Here is a 15,574-nt window from a genome sequence, read left to right as displayed (position 1 = left end):
ATTAAGGTACGATGACCCGTAACGATTGTGGTTTTACTTCAATTTGAATATCCGCAGGCATTTGCAAAGGTTCGCCATCCACATGTACCGCCCCGTCGCTTTCGCGCTGGATACGGATGTTTTTACCCTTAATAATTTCAATCATATCAGATGCTTCTGCAGTTCCCCGCAACATCACATAACTTAAAACAGGTAATTTCAGAATAGGAAAAGGTTTAATAATGCAAACGTCTAGTAAACCATCTTTTACAGAAGCATTCGGCGCCACATATACGTCGTTTCCGTATTGGGATGAATTGGCAACCGTTACAGCGAAAGCTTTCCGGTTGTACGTTATACCATCAATATCAATCTGGTAATTTTGCGCTTTGTAACTAAAAATCTCTTTCAATCCCAATTTGACGTATCCGCTCAGGCCTCTTTTCTTATCTTCCGAGAAAACTGAACTCAAATGGGCATCAAATCCCATTCCTGCCAGGTTGAAAAAAGCCTTTTTATTAAAGGTTGCACTATCAATTTGGTCTGTTTTAGTTGCATTAATCAACTGAAGTGCTTTTCGAAGATTTTTAGGAATTTTAAGAAAACGAGCCAAACCATTTCCGGAACCAAGTGGAAGAATGCCCAGTGTTTTTCCATGTTGGAGCACTTTGGTTGCAACTTCATTTATGGTTCCATCGCCGCCGGCTGCCACAATTATGTCAAAGTTTTTGTTGGCAGCTTCGTCCGTCAGCTCTGTGGCATGACCAACATACTCCGTAAAAACAAAGTTTGGGCTAAACTTTTCTTTATCCAAATACTTGTCTATAAAGTCTGGGATACGTTGTTTGCCCTTTCCGCCCGAAATCGGGTTGATGATAAATAAGATGTTCGTTTTTGTCCGCAAAGCCAAAAGAATGAGGGCACAAAATAATCTATAATTTTTGAAATAAAGAAAATATGCTAATTTTGCACGCAAGAAAGTGGATTGATTTGCTATGTTCCTTTAAAAAGAACCGGATTGCAACCACTTAAAAAAAAGTGCTAATACCTCCTCCAATCAATTTGAATCCTGTTTTCAGGGGTTTTGGCATTTTTAAATCGTTTATTTTATTACTAATTTCTAATAAATGTCATATTTATTTACGTCAGAATCCGTTTCTGAAGGTCACCCAGATAAAATTGCCGATCAGATTTCTGATGCGCTAATCGATAACTTCCTTGCTTTTGATCCAGAATCGAAGGTTGCTTGCGAAACTCTTGTTACCACAGGACAAGTGATTTTGGCAGGTGAAGTAAAATCTAAAACGTATCTGGATGTGCAACAAATTGCCCGCGATGTTATCAAAAAAATTGGTTACACGAAAAGTGAATATATGTTTGAGGCCAACTCTTGCGGTATATTATCTGCAATTCATGAGCAATCTCAAGATATTAATCAAGGTGTAGACCGCAGCAATAAAGAAGAGCAAGGTGCAGGCGATCAAGGTATGATGTTCGGATACGCAACAAACGAAACCGAAGATTATATGCCTTTAGCATTAAATCTTTCTCATAAACTACTGCAGGAACTGGCTGTTTTGAGACGCGAAAATGATCAAATCACTTATTTGCGCCCGGATGCTAAAAGTCAGGTGACTTTAGAATACGATAACAACAACAAACCTGTACGTATCGATGCTATCGTAATTTCTACACAGCATGATGATTTTGATGAAGAAAGTGTAATGCTGGCTAAAATCAAACAGGACGTAATTGAAATTCTGATTCCGAGAATCATAAAAGACAATCCACAGTATGCGCATTTGTTTAATGATGCTATTCAATACCATATTAATCCAACCGGAAAATTTGTAATTGGTGGTCCGCATGGCGATACCGGCTTAACCGGAAGAAAAATTATTGTAGATACTTACGGCGGTAAAGGTGCGCATGGCGGTGGTGCTTTTTCTGGTAAAGACCCAAGTAAAGTAGATAGAAGCGCGGCTTATGCAACCCGCCATATTGCGAAAAATCTTGTGGCTGCAGGCGTAGCAGAAGAAATTCTTGTTCAGGTTTCTTATGCAATTGGTGTAGCAAAACCAATGGGTATTTACATTAATACTTATGGCACTTCTAAAGTGAACAAAACCGATGGAGAAATTGCAAAAATTGTAGAATCAATTTTTGATATGCGCCCGTATTTTATCGAGCAACGTTTGAAACTTAGAAATCCAATTTATAGCGAAACTGCTGCTTATGGACATATGGGCCGTACACCAGAAACTGTAGAGAAAACCTTCAGAGCACCAAACGGAGAAGAAAAAACCGTAACAGTTGACCTCTTCACCTGGGAAAAACTAGATTATGTAGATCAGGTTAAAACAGCGTTCGGCTTGTAAATAAGTCAAAAAATAAAAGCCCTCCGTTTAAAAAACGGAGGGCTTTTATTTGCCCTTATATCTACAATACTTTAAGCCAGATTGTAGCCGAGTTCTTTATGTAGCCCTTGCTCAATAACTTTTCCCTTATCTATAACGATAATTTTATCTGCGTTATTCAGCGTACTTGATCGATGCGTTATTACAATAACCGTTTTCTTTTGTTCTTTAAGCAAAGCGATCATTTTCTGCACGTGCTGTTCTGATGCTGAATCAAGTGATGATGTGGCTTCATCCAGAATGAGAATTTCAGGATCTCGGTATAATGCGCGTGCAATAGCGATACGCTGCCGCTGGCCGCCAGATAACGTTGCTCCATTTTCGCCAAGATAAGTTTGAAAACCTTTCGGTAAAGCTTCTATAAAACCGATTAAACCAAGCTTGGTAGAAATATCTATGATCTTTTGCATATCGGGCTCATCTGCGCCAACTGCAATATTATCAATTACATTGCCGGCAAATAAATCTATTTGTTGTGGCACTACAGAAACGATTTTCCGGAGCGAAGCATTACTGATGTATTTAAGATCGTATTTCCCGATGCGGACATTTCCGTGCTGTATAGGATAAATATTTTGCAGGATAGACATCAATGTCGATTTTCCAGAACCACTTTCGCCAACAATTGCCGTAAACTGTCCTTTTGGAATCACAAGATTCAGGTCTTCAAAAACCGCAAGTCTGGTACCATACCTGAAGGTGACGTTTTCAAAATAAATATCACCAATTTTTTCGGCATCAAGTTCAATCTGGTTTTCGTCTTTTTCTCGCTCTAAATCCATAATTTCAAACAAACGATCGGCGGCAATTACGGCATCCTGTACGGTTTTGTTCATCCCGATAAGTGCAGAAGCCGGACCTGTAAAATACCCGATCAAGGTGTAAAATGAAAGCAACTCTCCCGGCGTTATAGAATTATCTAAAACAAAACCTGCGCCGATCCACAATAATATAATGGTAAGAAACCTCGAAATAAATTCGCTTGATGTTCCAGATGCGAGTGCATTAATATTTGATTTAAAACCTGTTTGAAGAAGTTTAATAAAACGATGTTCTGTTTTTTCATTTGCATGTTCTTCTAAACCAAAACGTTTAATCGTGCCAACGGCATTCAGGCTTTCTACCAGTTGCGACTCAAGCTCGGCAGAATCTTCCATCAAGATCCGCTGAGTGCGTTTATTCAATTTATCCGTCAGGAAATAAATCAGTGCATAGAGCGGAATAACCGAAAGCGTAAGCAAAGCAAGTTTCCAGTAATAGGTAAACATCATGGCGAAAGAAAACACCACAATAAAGATGTTAACCAAAAAGTTGACACAAACATCGTTTAAAAAAGCTCTTATTTTGACTGCGTCGTTAATCCGGGAGATGATTTCGCCTACACGCATTGTATCAAAAAATTGTTGTGGCAGTCTAAGCAAATGCTTGTAGTAACCCAAAATTAATCTGGCATCAATTAATTGGCCGGTTTTTAAGGTAAATATTGTTTTGGCTAGGCCGATAAAAAGCTGAACCAGCAGAATCACAACCATAGCTACGCCCATTAAATTAAGCAGGTTTTTATTGCTGTCTACCAATACGAAATCGACAATTTTCTGCACAAAGATTGAGGTTGATAAACCTAGAATCGTATAAACAATTGCCCCAAAAAGCACTTGTGTTAAAACCGGCCGGTGTGCTTTAATGAGGTTCCAAAATCGTCCTTTGATGGTTTCTTTTTCAGTTCCCGCTTTAAAATCTTCGGCAGGCAACAGCAACAACAATGTTCCGCTCCACTCCTTTTTAAATTCTTCATGCGATTTCTGATGCATCTGCCCATCGGCCGGGTCCATAAATTCGATTACAGATTTACCAACTTTATAGATTACAACATAATGCTGAAGAATTTCTTTTACAATAACGTGCGCAATTGCGGGTTTAGGGATTTTAAACAAACTTTCAAAAGGCGCTTTAACACCTTTGGCTTCAAAACCGAGCTTTTCTGCAGCTTCTGCAAGGCCCAAAATTGTGGTTCCTTTTTTATCTGTTCCGGCAAGCTGGCGTATGCGCGCAACAGGAAGCGCGAGTTTATAATGTTCTGCTACAGAAGCCAGACAAGCCGCACCACAATCGGTAATGTCACGTTGTTTAACTTTTATGCTCATAGCCTTAAATTTTCTCTGTTACGTTCGGGTTTACCCAATCATCCACTTTATCATATAAAAGCTGGTATAAACTTCTTTTGGTAATTTTAAAGCGCGCGGTAAAATCCATTCCTTTTTTCAGGTAACCTTTGTAGCCATTTTTAAGGCGCAGAAAATTCTGGTCTATCTCACATTTAACTTTAAACACCGGTTTGTTGCCGTTTGAAATAATGATATCATCAGAAATATCGATCACTTTTGCAGAAGCCAATCCCCATTGGTTGTAATTGTAGGCATTGATTTGCAGACGTACTTCCTGACCTTTTTTAATCAGTCCGATATCTGCCGGCTGGATGTAACAATAAGCGATTAAACCAGCATCTGGCGAAACTTCCCCAATTTTTTGATTGGCAAATACGTAAGCACCATTCTGCAATCCGGCTAAATTTTGCACAGATCCATTTACAGGTGCGCGTAAAACGTATTGTTTCTTTTGCTCTTCCAACTCTGCCTGCTGACCAGAAAGCTGGCGAAGCTCATTTCTAAATCCGTTTGCCTCTGTTTGCCATTGGGTTTTATATTTTGTACGAACCATTAAATAAGCAGATTCTGCTTGTTCCAACTCGTATTTATATTTTTCATATTCGGATTGCGTGAGCACTTTATTCTGATACAATTTATTGTAACGTGCAAACGTTGTTGTTGCCTGACGATAGGATATTCCTGCGTTTTTGGATTCCTGTGCATATTGTTGCCATGATGCGGCATATTGTCCGGTTTGTAAATTTTGTGCACTTGCTCTAAAAGACAGTAACACATCTATATCATTAAGAAAATTTATAATCTGTTTTTTTCTGGTTTCTACCAACGCATCTTGCTGTTTGGGCAAACCTGCATCAATTGCCAATAAGGTATCACCTTGTTTTAGTCTTTTATTGTCTGTTAGCTTGTATACAATCAACCTGCCGTTTACCGGAACAGTCAATTCTGTTTTTTCTATAGAAGATTGTAAAATACCGCTGCCTTTTACGCTGATCGGGATTTTAATAAACGGCAACACCGCTAATGTAATCAGCACAATGATCACAGTAGTAGAATAAATAGCCTGACTGGATTTACTGATTTTGAAACGGTAAACCAATGCAGTATTAGAAAGTTTGTTTGTTGAGTATGTGGTTAAAGGCATAGAGATATTATTAAAAAACCGTTACCCTTGCGGATAACGGTTAAAATAATGATGCTTATAAGCTCCAAACCAATTTCAAAACGTTGGTTACAGTTTTGTTTAGGAATGAAGAAGTGTCTGCGCCAACAGCGTTTAAAGTTCCGCTTAATGAAGCCAAAAGTTGAGTTAATGTATCGTTAACAATACCACCACCTTCAACTTGAGACATTTCAGTTGTGTTCATTTCTTGTACGCCCAGCTTGTTTAATTCTAATCTTTTCATAATAGGATTTTTGTGATTTGATTTCCCTACTCTTTAAAGGCTTTTCAGGATGACGCCTAGGCTTGGCCAAGCACTGATACGAATGTAGTAATATTGCATGCTATTGTGTAGTATTAAACATATGTAAATGATTCTTAACAGGCATTTAATAAAACAAAAACCCCGATTTAAAACATATAAACCGGGGTTTTAGGAAAAAGAACATGCTTTAATACTGTCATTCATTTTAACCATTGAATGTCTGTGTTACGCTATTCTTTTTATTCGCAAATACTCTAAGCCTTTAAAGCGCCTTCTGTTTCAAAAAGTGAATTTCTTCCAGAGTTTGATGGTCATCATCAATGGCGTAAGATTTTACATCTGCAATTTTCATTTCATCAATCAGATCTACAAAATCTTTAAACCTGGCGGTTTTAGTGGGTTTCAAAATCACAAGCAGATGTTTTGCCTTGGCATTTGCAGAATGAACGGCCTGCATATTAACCAATATTTCTTGCTGAATATTGGCCACAGTTGTAACGGCCATTTTTGCATTTTTGCTGGTGCCCATGTAATAGACAACATTGCTGTTTTTTGCCAATAGAATGGTCATCGTTCTGGATGCAGGATAATCGGCCGTTACTGTATCATCGCTTTTATCGGGCTTTACCACATCTGCAGCATTAAGCTGACTTAGTGTTGTGGTCAACATGAAAAATGTGGTGAGCAAAAACATCAGGTCTACCATCGCGGTTAAATCTACACGTGGTACCGGTTTTTTGCTTCTTCCTTTTACAGCCTTGCTGTTTGAAGATTCGTTTAAAGTTGCCATACGTTTTAGGTTTTTTAGAATGATGACAAACCAACACATATTGCATAAAAAAAGGTGATCAATAATAATCACCTTTTTCTTAAACGCTGCACCGTTGTTATTTTACGGCTTCTATGACTCCGCAACCTACACGCGGACCAGAATTTCCGGTAGGTTGAGTTTTATAATCATCAGTTCCGCCATGCACAATAATGCCTCGGCCAATAATGTTTTTAATATCGCCTTCGGTTATGCTCCACCGGTCGGTAGTAACGGATACCGTTCCATGTCCTTTTGCATCTAACATAATGTTTCCGATATCGCCGCTATGGTAATGCTCAGAACCCCATTTCCCGTGGTCTTCTTTTGTTGGATTCCAATGGCCGTGTGTATTTTCGCCCATATTACCGCAATCTCCATGCTCGTGAAAGTGGACTGCAACATTACTATCTGCGCGGGCAACATAATTCATTTCTATATCCATTTTTATCTTACCATCGCCCAATTGGTAAAATTTTGCAGTACCAATTGTTTTAGACTGATCCGCTGTTTCGGCCAATGTGGCACTTGCAATTTCTTTTTCTGTTTTGGTGCAGGCCGTAAGTAAAGCCAAACCCGCAACAGCTAGTGTGAGAAGAGATTTTTTCATCATTATTAAATTTAGTTTACAGATTAACATCTTGTTGCTCATTTGGTTTTAGATATAGCTGGCAATTGAAAACCTTTTGCATCTGCCAGGTGTTCTGCAAGTATCAAATCATATTACTATGGAACATCAAACAGCAATGAACACTTTGAGCCAGATTTTGGAGAAATTAAGGCTTAAAGGAAAAGATAACGAGCTTAAAATCACGGATCATGGCAAGATGCAAAGTCAAACCGGAAAAATATATAAACCCGAAGATTTGACCATTGTTAAGACATACCGTTTTGAGGGCGATTCTGACCCTGCAGACAATTCGGTTCTTTATCTGGTAGAAGATCAGGATAAAAACCTGGGTTACATTTTGGATGCTTACGGAATTTATTCTGACAATATTGGGTCATCTTTCGATGATTTTCTCAAAAAAATACCGACAGCCGATCGGGATGAACAGGAATTATTCTGTTAACGAAAAAAGGAAGAGCGATGAACTCTTCCTTTTTTATTTTCTAACCAGCTGAAGCAACATCCAGTTCTGATCTTCTATACAGGTTTTGTAGTCAACTTGTTTTTGATCAAGCTTGAGTAACATATTTTGCGAAAGCAAACTAAAATTGCTGAGTACACTTTCTCTTTTATTGATGAGGATATATTGAACATATGTTTCCGGCTGTTCAAATGCAGAAAGGAAACGGTTCTGTGCAGGCACCAGAAAGCGTTTGGCAGGTGCCGATAATGCAATAATCCGATACGCAGTTGCATCATCCGCTAGTATTGAAACATTGTATGGAAGCTTTTTAACATAGTTCGCAATTCGTGTTTCTCCATTCTGATGTTCTGTTTTATTTTGCAACATAAAATTCTTCATCGATGCTGCATATTTTCGTTCTTCAGGAATATGCGAACCGGCCATCATCAAATAACCTGTACTCATCTGCACACAAATAATGGCGATATAAAACTGCTCCGTATAGCGTATTGTGCGTGTTTGACTAGAATTTAATATGATTGCCCAGGAGAGACAAATAAAAGCAATATAATATTCTATCGGAATGTATACACCCGCGTATTTTATCTTCAGAAATTCTACAAAGAAAAACAGCGAAAGCACAATAAACATATTGCGCAATGTGCTTTTAAATATGGCTAAACAAAACAACAGCAAAGGTGCATAAACCATTACGCGTACGCTGGTTAAAAAATTCACCTCGGGCAGAAAAACATTTAATCTGTTTTTCAGAAAGCCCTCAAAATTTTCGGTCTGATTTACAATTGCGGAGAAATTTGCATACGGGCTATCCAGAAAAAAATTTCCATCGCCGGTATACATCTGATTCAGAATTTTATAAATAAAGAGTGTGGTTAAAGGCAGAGCAAAAATCACCAGATAAACGGCGATGGTTTTATTGACCAACTTCCGGCGGATGGAGACAGAATTTAATGCAAATGCTATACGATCAAGAAAGAAATATTGCCCAATCTGCATAGATTGCAAAGCCGAAACAAAAATTACCGGCAGGATAAAAAGCACCAGCCAGATAAACTTAAACTTACAAAAAATCAGTAATGTAAAATAAATACTGGCCAGCGAAATGTGGTAAGAAGTATTGGATTTAAAATACCTGAAAAAACTAGATATAAACAGGTAAAAGAAAATCAGCATCATGTAAATGCTTTTGCCGGAAACGGCAACAAATAAAAAGCCCGGATGAAAAACAAACGTGAGCAAAATACCCAGGAATAACCAATTTCTGGAGGGATGATTTCCGATAGAGCTAACTACTACATAAAATAGAATAGCTGTACCCGCAGCAGATGCAGCAAATGGAGCAAATACCTGATTGAATATAGAAAAAAGCCAGGTGCAGATAAACGGGATTTGCGGAAAAACCAAACCTACCAGTTTGAGTTTATCTAAATCTTTATTTGCCAGAAGTGCTGCTTTTTCTGCATAAAACAAACCTTCGTTGCTAAAAGTTCCATTTTTGAAAATCTGGTAGGCCACAAAAAGGTAGTAAGCAAAAAGCAATACAGCTGTTGTATAAACGGTGTTTTTTGTCAGGCTTATTTTCATCCTATTCCGTTTTTTTGATGTGTAGAAACTTTACTTAAACCATGATTGGTTTTTTCCCAATAAAAGGGTTTGGTAATTAATTGCCACAGTCCTTTATAGGCCGAAATGGAATGCAAAAGCCAATACAGCGGGTTAAATAACGAAAATAGAATTAACTCGTAATAGCGCCTTTTAAATACCGCCAGCATATTTACATAAATCATCAATACATTACCAATCACCAGATTAAAAATAGAAATGTACAATACCCAATCCGGAAAAATGGTGCGCATGTTTTTCAAATCAAAAACGAGATAAGATATAAACAGCAACAACAATAGCGGATAAACCAAAAATGTAAGTGGTGTGGCGCCAATAAAGAAATTAAAGCCTAAAAAGCCACGCCATCCAATTTTATCAATTAGCTTTTTCGGATTGCGCATGTGCACCAGATAGGTTTGCATGTAACCTTTTATCCAGCGCGAACGCTGCCTGATCCAGTTGAAAGGTTCATTGTTCGCTTCTTCATATGTGGTAGAATTTACCAGCGCAACTTTATAGCCTTTTGCAAATGCGCGGATACCCAAATCTGCATCTTCGGTTACATTAAATGGATCCCAGCCCCCAAGTTCTCTTAAATTTTCTAACTTAAAATGATTACTTGTTCCGCCTAACGGGATGGGGATATTCAATGTATCTAAACCTGGCAACATATAATCAAACCAGTAAGAATACTCAAGCGTAAACATTCTGGTCAGGATATTTTCATTCCGATTAAAATAATTGAGCGCACATTGTATACAGATAAAATGTGGGGGTAGCTTTTCAAATAAACGTACAACTTTTTTCAGCTGATCCTGATCGGGAATATCTTCTGCATCATAAATGGTTAAATACTTACCACGAGAGAAATGCAGGCCATAATTGCACGCTTTGGGTTTGGTTTTTGGCATATGAAACGGAACAACAACAACCTCAAAAATCGCAGGGAAATCCAGATCACGAACGGCATTGAGTGTTTTATCATCGTCTTCCTCTATCAGCAATTTAATATCCAATTTCTCGCGTGGATAATCCAATGATTGCAAATTCCAGATCAGTTTACGGATCAGTTTATCTTCTTTATATACCGGAAGATGAATGGTAAAAACGGGCAAATCATCGTTTTTCAATGCTTTAACTTCCTTCTTACTCACCACCTGAAACAATTCAAATTTTGATCCCGTTAAGGCCAGAAACAGTTTGAACACAATTGCGACCAGGAAAAAGGTACTCACCACAATATTGATAATAATGGTTGTATCTATAAAACTTAAAAAAAGTGCCGTGGTAATTAAGGCCAGTGAAATAAAAATAACGACGAGTTGTTTAGACGTAAAAGTGACCAGCGCAGAACTATCCGGATCGCGGTTAAGCAAATCAAAAACAGCAGATTTTACGTATTTCTCGCCAAGAAATTTATGTGCCAGCCAAAGAATATCCAAATCAGACGCAACTAAAACCTGCAATTCGGCATTAAACTTCTGTGCCAGTTGCGGCAAAACATCGCTAAAAGTCGGATCGGCAACTGCAACCGTAAGCACACCAGATTCTAAATGCAACGGCAAAATCAGATTCTTATCTACCTGCATGAGTTCTACAGCTGCAACAACCTCCGGATCAATTTTTTCGTTACGGATATCTGCAAAAACATATCCTTCCTGTTCTAAACATTTCTGATAGGCTTTTCGGCTTACGTAACCAAAGTTAAGTGCCATTTTTACAAATGATAAATTGTTGGCACTGGCAAATGCAGTAATGTCCGTACTTTGACCGCGCGTAATTAATGCACGTTCAACCAATACTTCACTTAACAGAAATCGATCTTTTTTCACCATTAAAACCGGATAATCCCTGTTAAACTTACACCTTCTCCAATTCCGGAATTGCGGTTAAACACATCGTGAAAAAGCCCGGCGAAAACCCAACTGTCTTTTACTACTCTTTGCCCCAACCCTAAACTCGCTTTAACAAAAGTAAATTGTGTATTGTATGCCAGATTTGTTGGATTAAACTGCGCGGATTTAAATGAACTTACGCCGCTAAATTCTCCGGTAATCTGATTGTTTTTGCCCAGATAAAAGCCAGAAGTAGCCAAATATGTAATCTGACCAACATCGCCAGCTTTATTCCCAAAATATTGGCGATAGCCACTTTCTACATTAAAATAAGATTTATCTGAAGGGCTTCCACTCAGCATCAGCTTAAGTTCTGTTCCGAATTGTCCATATCCGGCAAAAGGCATTTTACTATTGCTGTACATGGGAATATTGGCCAATGCCTGACCTGAAAAATAGTATTTATCCTGATTAAATTGTGCGAAATTGTATTTCAATCCCAATTCCAGATCAGTTAAAGAAGTATTGCTGTTGTTCTGGAAATCGTCTCGATAGCGCGCTGCACTTAAAGGCAGTTTGGCTACAAGATCCAACCGATCTGTTAAACCATACTCCAGATAAAGCTGTGCAGTTACCGAAGTATATTTTCCATTGTTGCCATAACTGAATTTCTGGCCAGATAAATCCCGATAACCATTTGCAGTAAAATAACTTAAATATGGAGCAAGTAAGATTTTCCCCTTCCGCATTGGAAAACCACTTGACCAAGCCTGGCCAACGGTAAAAAGCAGACAAATGCCAAAGGCACACAAACGTTTATGTAAATGCATATTTTTAATTGATAATTTTTTGCGATTGTTTAACCTTGGCGCGCACATATAAATATGCCATAAAAATTAGAACCAAAGTGCCGGCGAGTATCAGTAATTTGTATTTTGCCCATAAAGCAATCCATTGGTTGTTGCCAGAAATCTCATACACAACATTATTACTATTGCGTTCCAGATTAAACATCAAATGATTGGTTTGGTTATTAACCAGCGTATTGCCAGAAATCAAGCTCAATTGCTCGCCCAGATCAAAAACAGTTCTTTCGAGTGCGTTTGCTGCTTCATTTTGCTCTGGCAAGGTTACTGATAAAACCGCCGGATGATTCTCATCTCTAAAAATCTGGGTAATTACAGAAGCATCCTGCGTAGAAAGAGTATAAATCGGATTGTTGTGGTTGTCATCAAAAATGGTGAAATCACTTTTATAATGCAAAGGCATGTTTTTAAATCCTGCCAATAAAGCATCCTTTCGCTTAGTAATTAAAATCAGATTTTGATTTTGATATTTGTCTGCATGGTTGGTAAAATCAATTGCCGGGCGATAAACCACCTCATTGCTGTAATGATCGTTTAGCTGACTAACCAAATCAGATATCGCTTTAACAGATTTGGAAAGCGCATTTTTACCAACCAATATTGCCGTATTTTGCTGAAAAATATCCGGATAACTGTAAAAGCTCAACTGTTTTTCTTCGAGTGCATCGGCAACTTCTACGTATGAATCGTGCGCATCAACCTGTCCTATAAAGTGCCTGAAATTACCAGAGCAAACACCATTTACCGGATAAAATACAAATTCGGTTTTTAGCGTGTTAAACTTCTTTAGTTGATAACGGTTCGCTGTAGTATTTACCAACAAGGCGCCTGCTTCATTAAGTTGCCGGCTGTTTAGCAAAATTCCATTCAGGTAAATGTTAAAATATCCACGGTCGTTTTTTGAAATTCCAGTGTATTTTACCTGAAACTGAAGATTTAAGTCTGCCGGCAATTTGCTAAGCGCCGATGTTTTAAAATTATAGGTATGGCTTAACGTTCCGCTGCCATTCATAATATTGTTCCCATCTTCCAAATCAGAAAGATAAATTCTATTGCCTTTTTGCAGCTTTTTATAATATGCTTTTTTAATTATGAGCTCATCCTGAAAAGTAGCCGAAAGTAAACCCGGCGTAAGTACAGCATTCAGCGCTTTTGAAATTCCGGCAACATCATCTGCCGTAAGGAATAAAATTTGTTTAAAGCCCTTTTTTTCGATCTCGTTAGATTTGTGCAAGAATAGTAAACCATCGCCTTTGGCCAATTTCCGATTTACCAGGTGACTTAAATTTCTGGGCAGTTTGTTTCGCAAAGCGATGAAGATATAATCTTTCAAAGAATCCGGCGCCAGGTTCATCGGGTAAAGTTTAATTTCCTCTATTCCATATTTCTTTAACCGTGCATACACCAAAGCTACAGCCTGCAACTCACCCGCTGTAATGTTATTCGGATAAACGATTGCTTTTTTAGAAAACAGGGCATTGGAAAGATGAACGGACGAGGCATTATACGTTTTGTTGGCATTCCATATAATGGATGATGAAGGCAACACACGCAACCAAAGTGCCGGATTGTTTTCATCCTGGCAAACATCATCACCAATAAAAAGCTGACTTCTGACCGTAACTTTTAGAAAATCTGATTTTTGTGTTTCGTCTGTGCTCAGACGTAGCAAAATTTTATTTATAGAATCCGTTTGGAAATGCCCGCTGTAGTTTGGCACATCATTTACCAAAATATGAATAAATGATTTTTGCGTATTAAGTGCCTTTGGCGCTTCTACATTAAGCACAATTGCCGAACCATTTACCTGCTGACTGGGCAACAGCCGGATGTAATACGTATACTGCCCTTCCAGCCCTTGTATAATTTGCGTACCGAAACCATAGGATTTGAATGATTCTTGTGAAAAAGCTACGCTGTAAAGAAACAGAAATAGAAATAAGGATAGAATTTTTTTCATGAACTGAGGATGAATTAATCTGCTGTATATCATTTGATTTGCGCCGCGCCAAAACGCAGAATGTAATACACAAAATCGTTGTTTTTATGGTAAGTTAACTGGTTACCCATACGTTCTGCCAGCAATTTGGCAACGTAAAAACCAGGCCCAAGGCCTTTTTGTAAACTTTGCACAGTGGCAGTATCCTGTACAATCAAATCCGTTTCCACATCAACTAAGGCAGAAGGCAAACAAACAACCTGAAGTTCAGCATGCTCGCCTACCGATGTCAAACTGCAATTTATGGTACTGTTGGTTTCAGAAAATTTAAGACAATTGGCAAAAAGATTGAAAAGCAACTGATCAAAATAGAGTTGATCCAGTTTATAGTTTAACTGCTGATGGTCTACTACAAGTTTAACATTATAGAGTGCAAATAAACTTTCCATACATTTACCTACGCCAAGTAATGAGTGATGTATGTCTACAAATTGAAGATCCAAAACAACATGGCTGGATGGCGCCATATTTTCATTCGGGAAAATTTCTACCAATTGTTCTAAACGCATTACATTTTGATTGATGGCCTGAACGTTCAGAACGGTATCCGCAAGATTAGAAGTCCCCTGTATTCTTAATCGGTGTGCAGCATCATTAATGGCGCCAATAAACCGTTCAATATCTTCTTTTACCAGCATTAGAAAGGTATCTTGTTGCATCACCAATTCTGTTAGCCGCGTATTCGCAGCTTCTACCTGCACATTTTTATCCACCAATTCGCCATGTAAAACCCGCAGTTGTGATGTGGTATTCTTTATCCTGAGTTCACTCAATGTATTGCGCTGGATAATTCCATATCGCGCAACAGGAATAAAGCAAGAGAAGAAACCTGTCATTATAAACAAACCTGCACCCTGCGTTAAAAAAACTTCAACACTAATTGTATTTAGAATTTGATACGCAATCGCGATGTACAATAAACAGCCAAAGAAATGCCCGAAAGAATATGATGCCGGCCAGAATACCGCCAAATTAAACAGCATAAAAAGCGCTGCATATAGTAAGAAGAATATCGGAGCAACATCAAAATCAACCAAATTACAAATCAGCGCTGCATTAACTGAAATTAGTGTAAACGTAACGTGTAACGGAAGTAAAGGCCATTTTCCCACTCTTTGTGTAATGTCATACACCAGAAAAATAACAAAAACCGAAACTATTTTAGCCAGAAAAAGTATCTGAAATAATGCATTTGCATAGATATAATCCAAAACCCCAAACATGGGATAGATAAATATGACTGTCCAAACAATTATATTTGAATAGTATAGGGATTTTTTTACCAACTGCTTGCTATAAGCCAGATCATTGACTTGAATAGCTTGCAGAACAGTATCTTTGGACTGCATCTTCATAATATAGGGACGAATAGACGTCTT

At 38.2% G+C, this 15,574-nt stretch carries 13 protein-coding genes; 2 read left to right on the top strand and 11 right to left on the bottom strand.

The features are described from left to right. Nucleotide 1: 1 nt before the first annotated feature. Nucleotides 2-883 (bottom strand): diacylglycerol/lipid kinase family protein, encoded by an 882-nt coding sequence (locus tag ACJVDH_RS21145; protein ID WP_443945390.1) that lies wholly within the window; start codon nucleotides 881-883, stop codon nucleotides 2-4. A 223-nt stretch (nucleotides 884-1,106) separates the two neighbouring features. Between ACJVDH_RS21145 and metK the strand changes: the two genes are divergently transcribed. Beyond that, nucleotides 1,107-2,357, top strand: a complete 1,251-nt coding sequence (gene metK / locus ACJVDH_RS21140; RefSeq protein WP_443945389.1) for a methionine adenosyltransferase — start codon at nucleotides 1,107-1,109, stop codon at nucleotides 2,355-2,357. A 71-nt stretch (nucleotides 2,358-2,428) separates the two neighbouring features. On the opposite strand, the gene ACJVDH_RS21135 is transcribed toward metK, so the two are convergent. From ACJVDH_RS21135 to ACJVDH_RS21115, 5 genes are all read right to left on the bottom strand, one after another. Next, nucleotides 2,429-4,540 carry a peptidase domain-containing ABC transporter gene (locus ACJVDH_RS21135; RefSeq protein WP_443945388.1) on the bottom strand — a complete coding sequence of 704 codons (2,112 nt, stop codon included), beginning with the start codon at nucleotides 4,538-4,540 and terminating at the stop codon, nucleotides 2,429-2,431. Between the two features lie 4 nt (nucleotides 4,541-4,544). Further along, nucleotides 4,545-5,705, bottom strand: coding sequence for an HlyD family secretion protein (locus ACJVDH_RS21130; RefSeq protein WP_443945387.1), 1,161 nt, complete (start codon nucleotides 5,703-5,705; stop codon nucleotides 4,545-4,547). Between the two features lie 55 nt (nucleotides 5,706-5,760). Beyond that, nucleotides 5,761-5,967 carry a hypothetical protein gene (locus tag ACJVDH_RS21125; RefSeq protein ID WP_443945386.1) on the bottom strand — a complete coding sequence of 69 codons (207 nt, stop codon included), beginning with the start codon at nucleotides 5,965-5,967 and terminating at the stop codon, nucleotides 5,761-5,763. 283 nt (nucleotides 5,968-6,250) lie between these two features. After that, the gene (locus ACJVDH_RS21120) at nucleotides 6,251-6,778 is read right to left on the bottom strand and encodes a biopolymer transporter ExbD (RefSeq protein ID WP_443945385.1); all 528 of its coding nucleotides are present in this window, start codon (nucleotides 6,776-6,778) and stop codon (nucleotides 6,251-6,253) included. A gap of 97 nt (nucleotides 6,779-6,875) precedes the next feature. Further along, nucleotides 6,876-7,409, bottom strand: coding sequence for a superoxide dismutase family protein (locus ACJVDH_RS21115; protein ID WP_443945384.1), 534 nt, complete (start codon nucleotides 7,407-7,409; stop codon nucleotides 6,876-6,878). Between the two features lie 115 nt (nucleotides 7,410-7,524). Here ACJVDH_RS21115 and ACJVDH_RS21110 point away from each other — a divergent pair, with 115 nt between their 5' ends. Continuing rightward, complete coding sequence (locus tag ACJVDH_RS21110; protein WP_443945383.1) at nucleotides 7,525-7,869, top strand: hypothetical protein; 345 nt, start codon at nucleotides 7,525-7,527, stop codon at nucleotides 7,867-7,869. Between the two features lie 33 nt (nucleotides 7,870-7,902). On the opposite strand, the gene ACJVDH_RS21105 is transcribed toward ACJVDH_RS21110, so the two are convergent. The 5 genes from ACJVDH_RS21105 to ACJVDH_RS21085 are packed head-to-tail and all read right to left on the bottom strand — an operon-like array spanning nucleotide 7,903 to nucleotide 15,544. Further along, nucleotides 7,903-9,474 carry a hypothetical protein gene (locus ACJVDH_RS21105; RefSeq protein ID WP_443945382.1) on the bottom strand — a complete coding sequence of 524 codons (1,572 nt, stop codon included), beginning with the start codon at nucleotides 9,472-9,474 and terminating at the stop codon, nucleotides 7,903-7,905. Continuing rightward, nucleotides 9,471-11,330, bottom strand: a complete 1,860-nt coding sequence (locus ACJVDH_RS21100; protein WP_443945381.1) for a glycosyltransferase family 2 protein — start codon at nucleotides 11,328-11,330, stop codon at nucleotides 9,471-9,473. The genes ACJVDH_RS21105 and ACJVDH_RS21100 overlap by 4 nt, the downstream gene beginning before the upstream one ends. Continuing rightward, nucleotides 11,330-12,160, bottom strand: a complete 831-nt coding sequence (locus ACJVDH_RS21095) for a hypothetical protein (RefSeq protein ID WP_443945380.1) — start codon at nucleotides 12,158-12,160, stop codon at nucleotides 11,330-11,332. Before ACJVDH_RS21095 ends, ACJVDH_RS21100 begins: the two co-directional genes overlap by 1 nt. A 4-nt stretch (nucleotides 12,161-12,164) precedes the next feature. Continuing rightward, entirely contained in the window at nucleotides 12,165-14,156 is a 1,992-nt protein-coding gene (locus ACJVDH_RS21090) for a cellulose biosynthesis cyclic di-GMP-binding regulatory protein BcsB (RefSeq protein ID WP_443945379.1), read from the bottom strand. Nucleotides 14,157-14,185: 29 nt separating this feature from the next. Beyond that, complete coding sequence (locus tag ACJVDH_RS21085; protein ID WP_443945378.1) at nucleotides 14,186-15,544, bottom strand: hypothetical protein; 1,359 nt, start codon at nucleotides 15,542-15,544, stop codon at nucleotides 14,186-14,188. Nucleotides 15,545-15,574 lie beyond the last annotated feature (30 nt).

Origin of the sequence: Pedobacter terrestris (assembly GCF_052343045.1) — a bacterium.
Lineage (GTDB): Bacteria > Bacteroidota > Bacteroidia > Sphingobacteriales > Sphingobacteriaceae > Pedobacter.
The sequence above is the reverse complement of the archived record's forward strand: the minus strand, read 5'-3'. Positions and strand labels throughout refer to the sequence as shown.

Coding starts and splice junctions, on each gene's coding strand:
- ACJVDH_RS21100 (WP_443945381.1), bottom strand. CDS start 11,330: ATGGTGAAAAAAGATCGATTTCTGTTAAGTGAAGTATTGGTTGAACGT.
- ACJVDH_RS21085 (WP_443945378.1), bottom strand. CDS start 15,544: ATGCAGTCCAAAGATACTGTTCTGCAAGCTATTCAAGTCAATGATCTG.
- ACJVDH_RS21095 (WP_443945380.1), bottom strand. CDS start 12,160: ATGCATTTACATAAACGTTTGTGTGCCTTTGGCATTTGTCTGCTTTTT.
- ACJVDH_RS21130 (WP_443945387.1), bottom strand. CDS start 5,705: ATGCCTTTAACCACATACTCAACAAACAAACTTTCTAATACTGCATTG.
- ACJVDH_RS21120 (WP_443945385.1), bottom strand. CDS start 6,778: ATGGCAACTTTAAACGAATCTTCAAACAGCAAGGCTGTAAAAGGAAGA.
- ACJVDH_RS21135 (WP_443945388.1), bottom strand. CDS start 4,540: ATGAGCATAAAAGTTAAACAACGTGACATTACCGATTGTGGTGCGGCT.
- metK (WP_443945389.1), top strand. CDS start 1,107: ATGTCATATTTATTTACGTCAGAATCCGTTTCTGAAGGTCACCCAGAT.
- ACJVDH_RS21115 (WP_443945384.1), bottom strand. CDS start 7,409: ATGATGAAAAAATCTCTTCTCACACTAGCTGTTGCGGGTTTGGCTTTA.
- ACJVDH_RS21125 (WP_443945386.1), bottom strand. CDS start 5,967: ATGAAAAGATTAGAATTAAACAAGCTGGGCGTACAAGAAATGAACACA.
- ACJVDH_RS21105 (WP_443945382.1), bottom strand. CDS start 9,474: ATGAAAATAAGCCTGACAAAAAACACCGTTTATACAACAGCTGTATTG.
- ACJVDH_RS21090 (WP_443945379.1), bottom strand. CDS start 14,156: ATGAAAAAAATTCTATCCTTATTTCTATTTCTGTTTCTTTACAGCGTA.
- ACJVDH_RS21110 (WP_443945383.1), top strand. CDS start 7,525: ATGGAACATCAAACAGCAATGAACACTTTGAGCCAGATTTTGGAGAAA.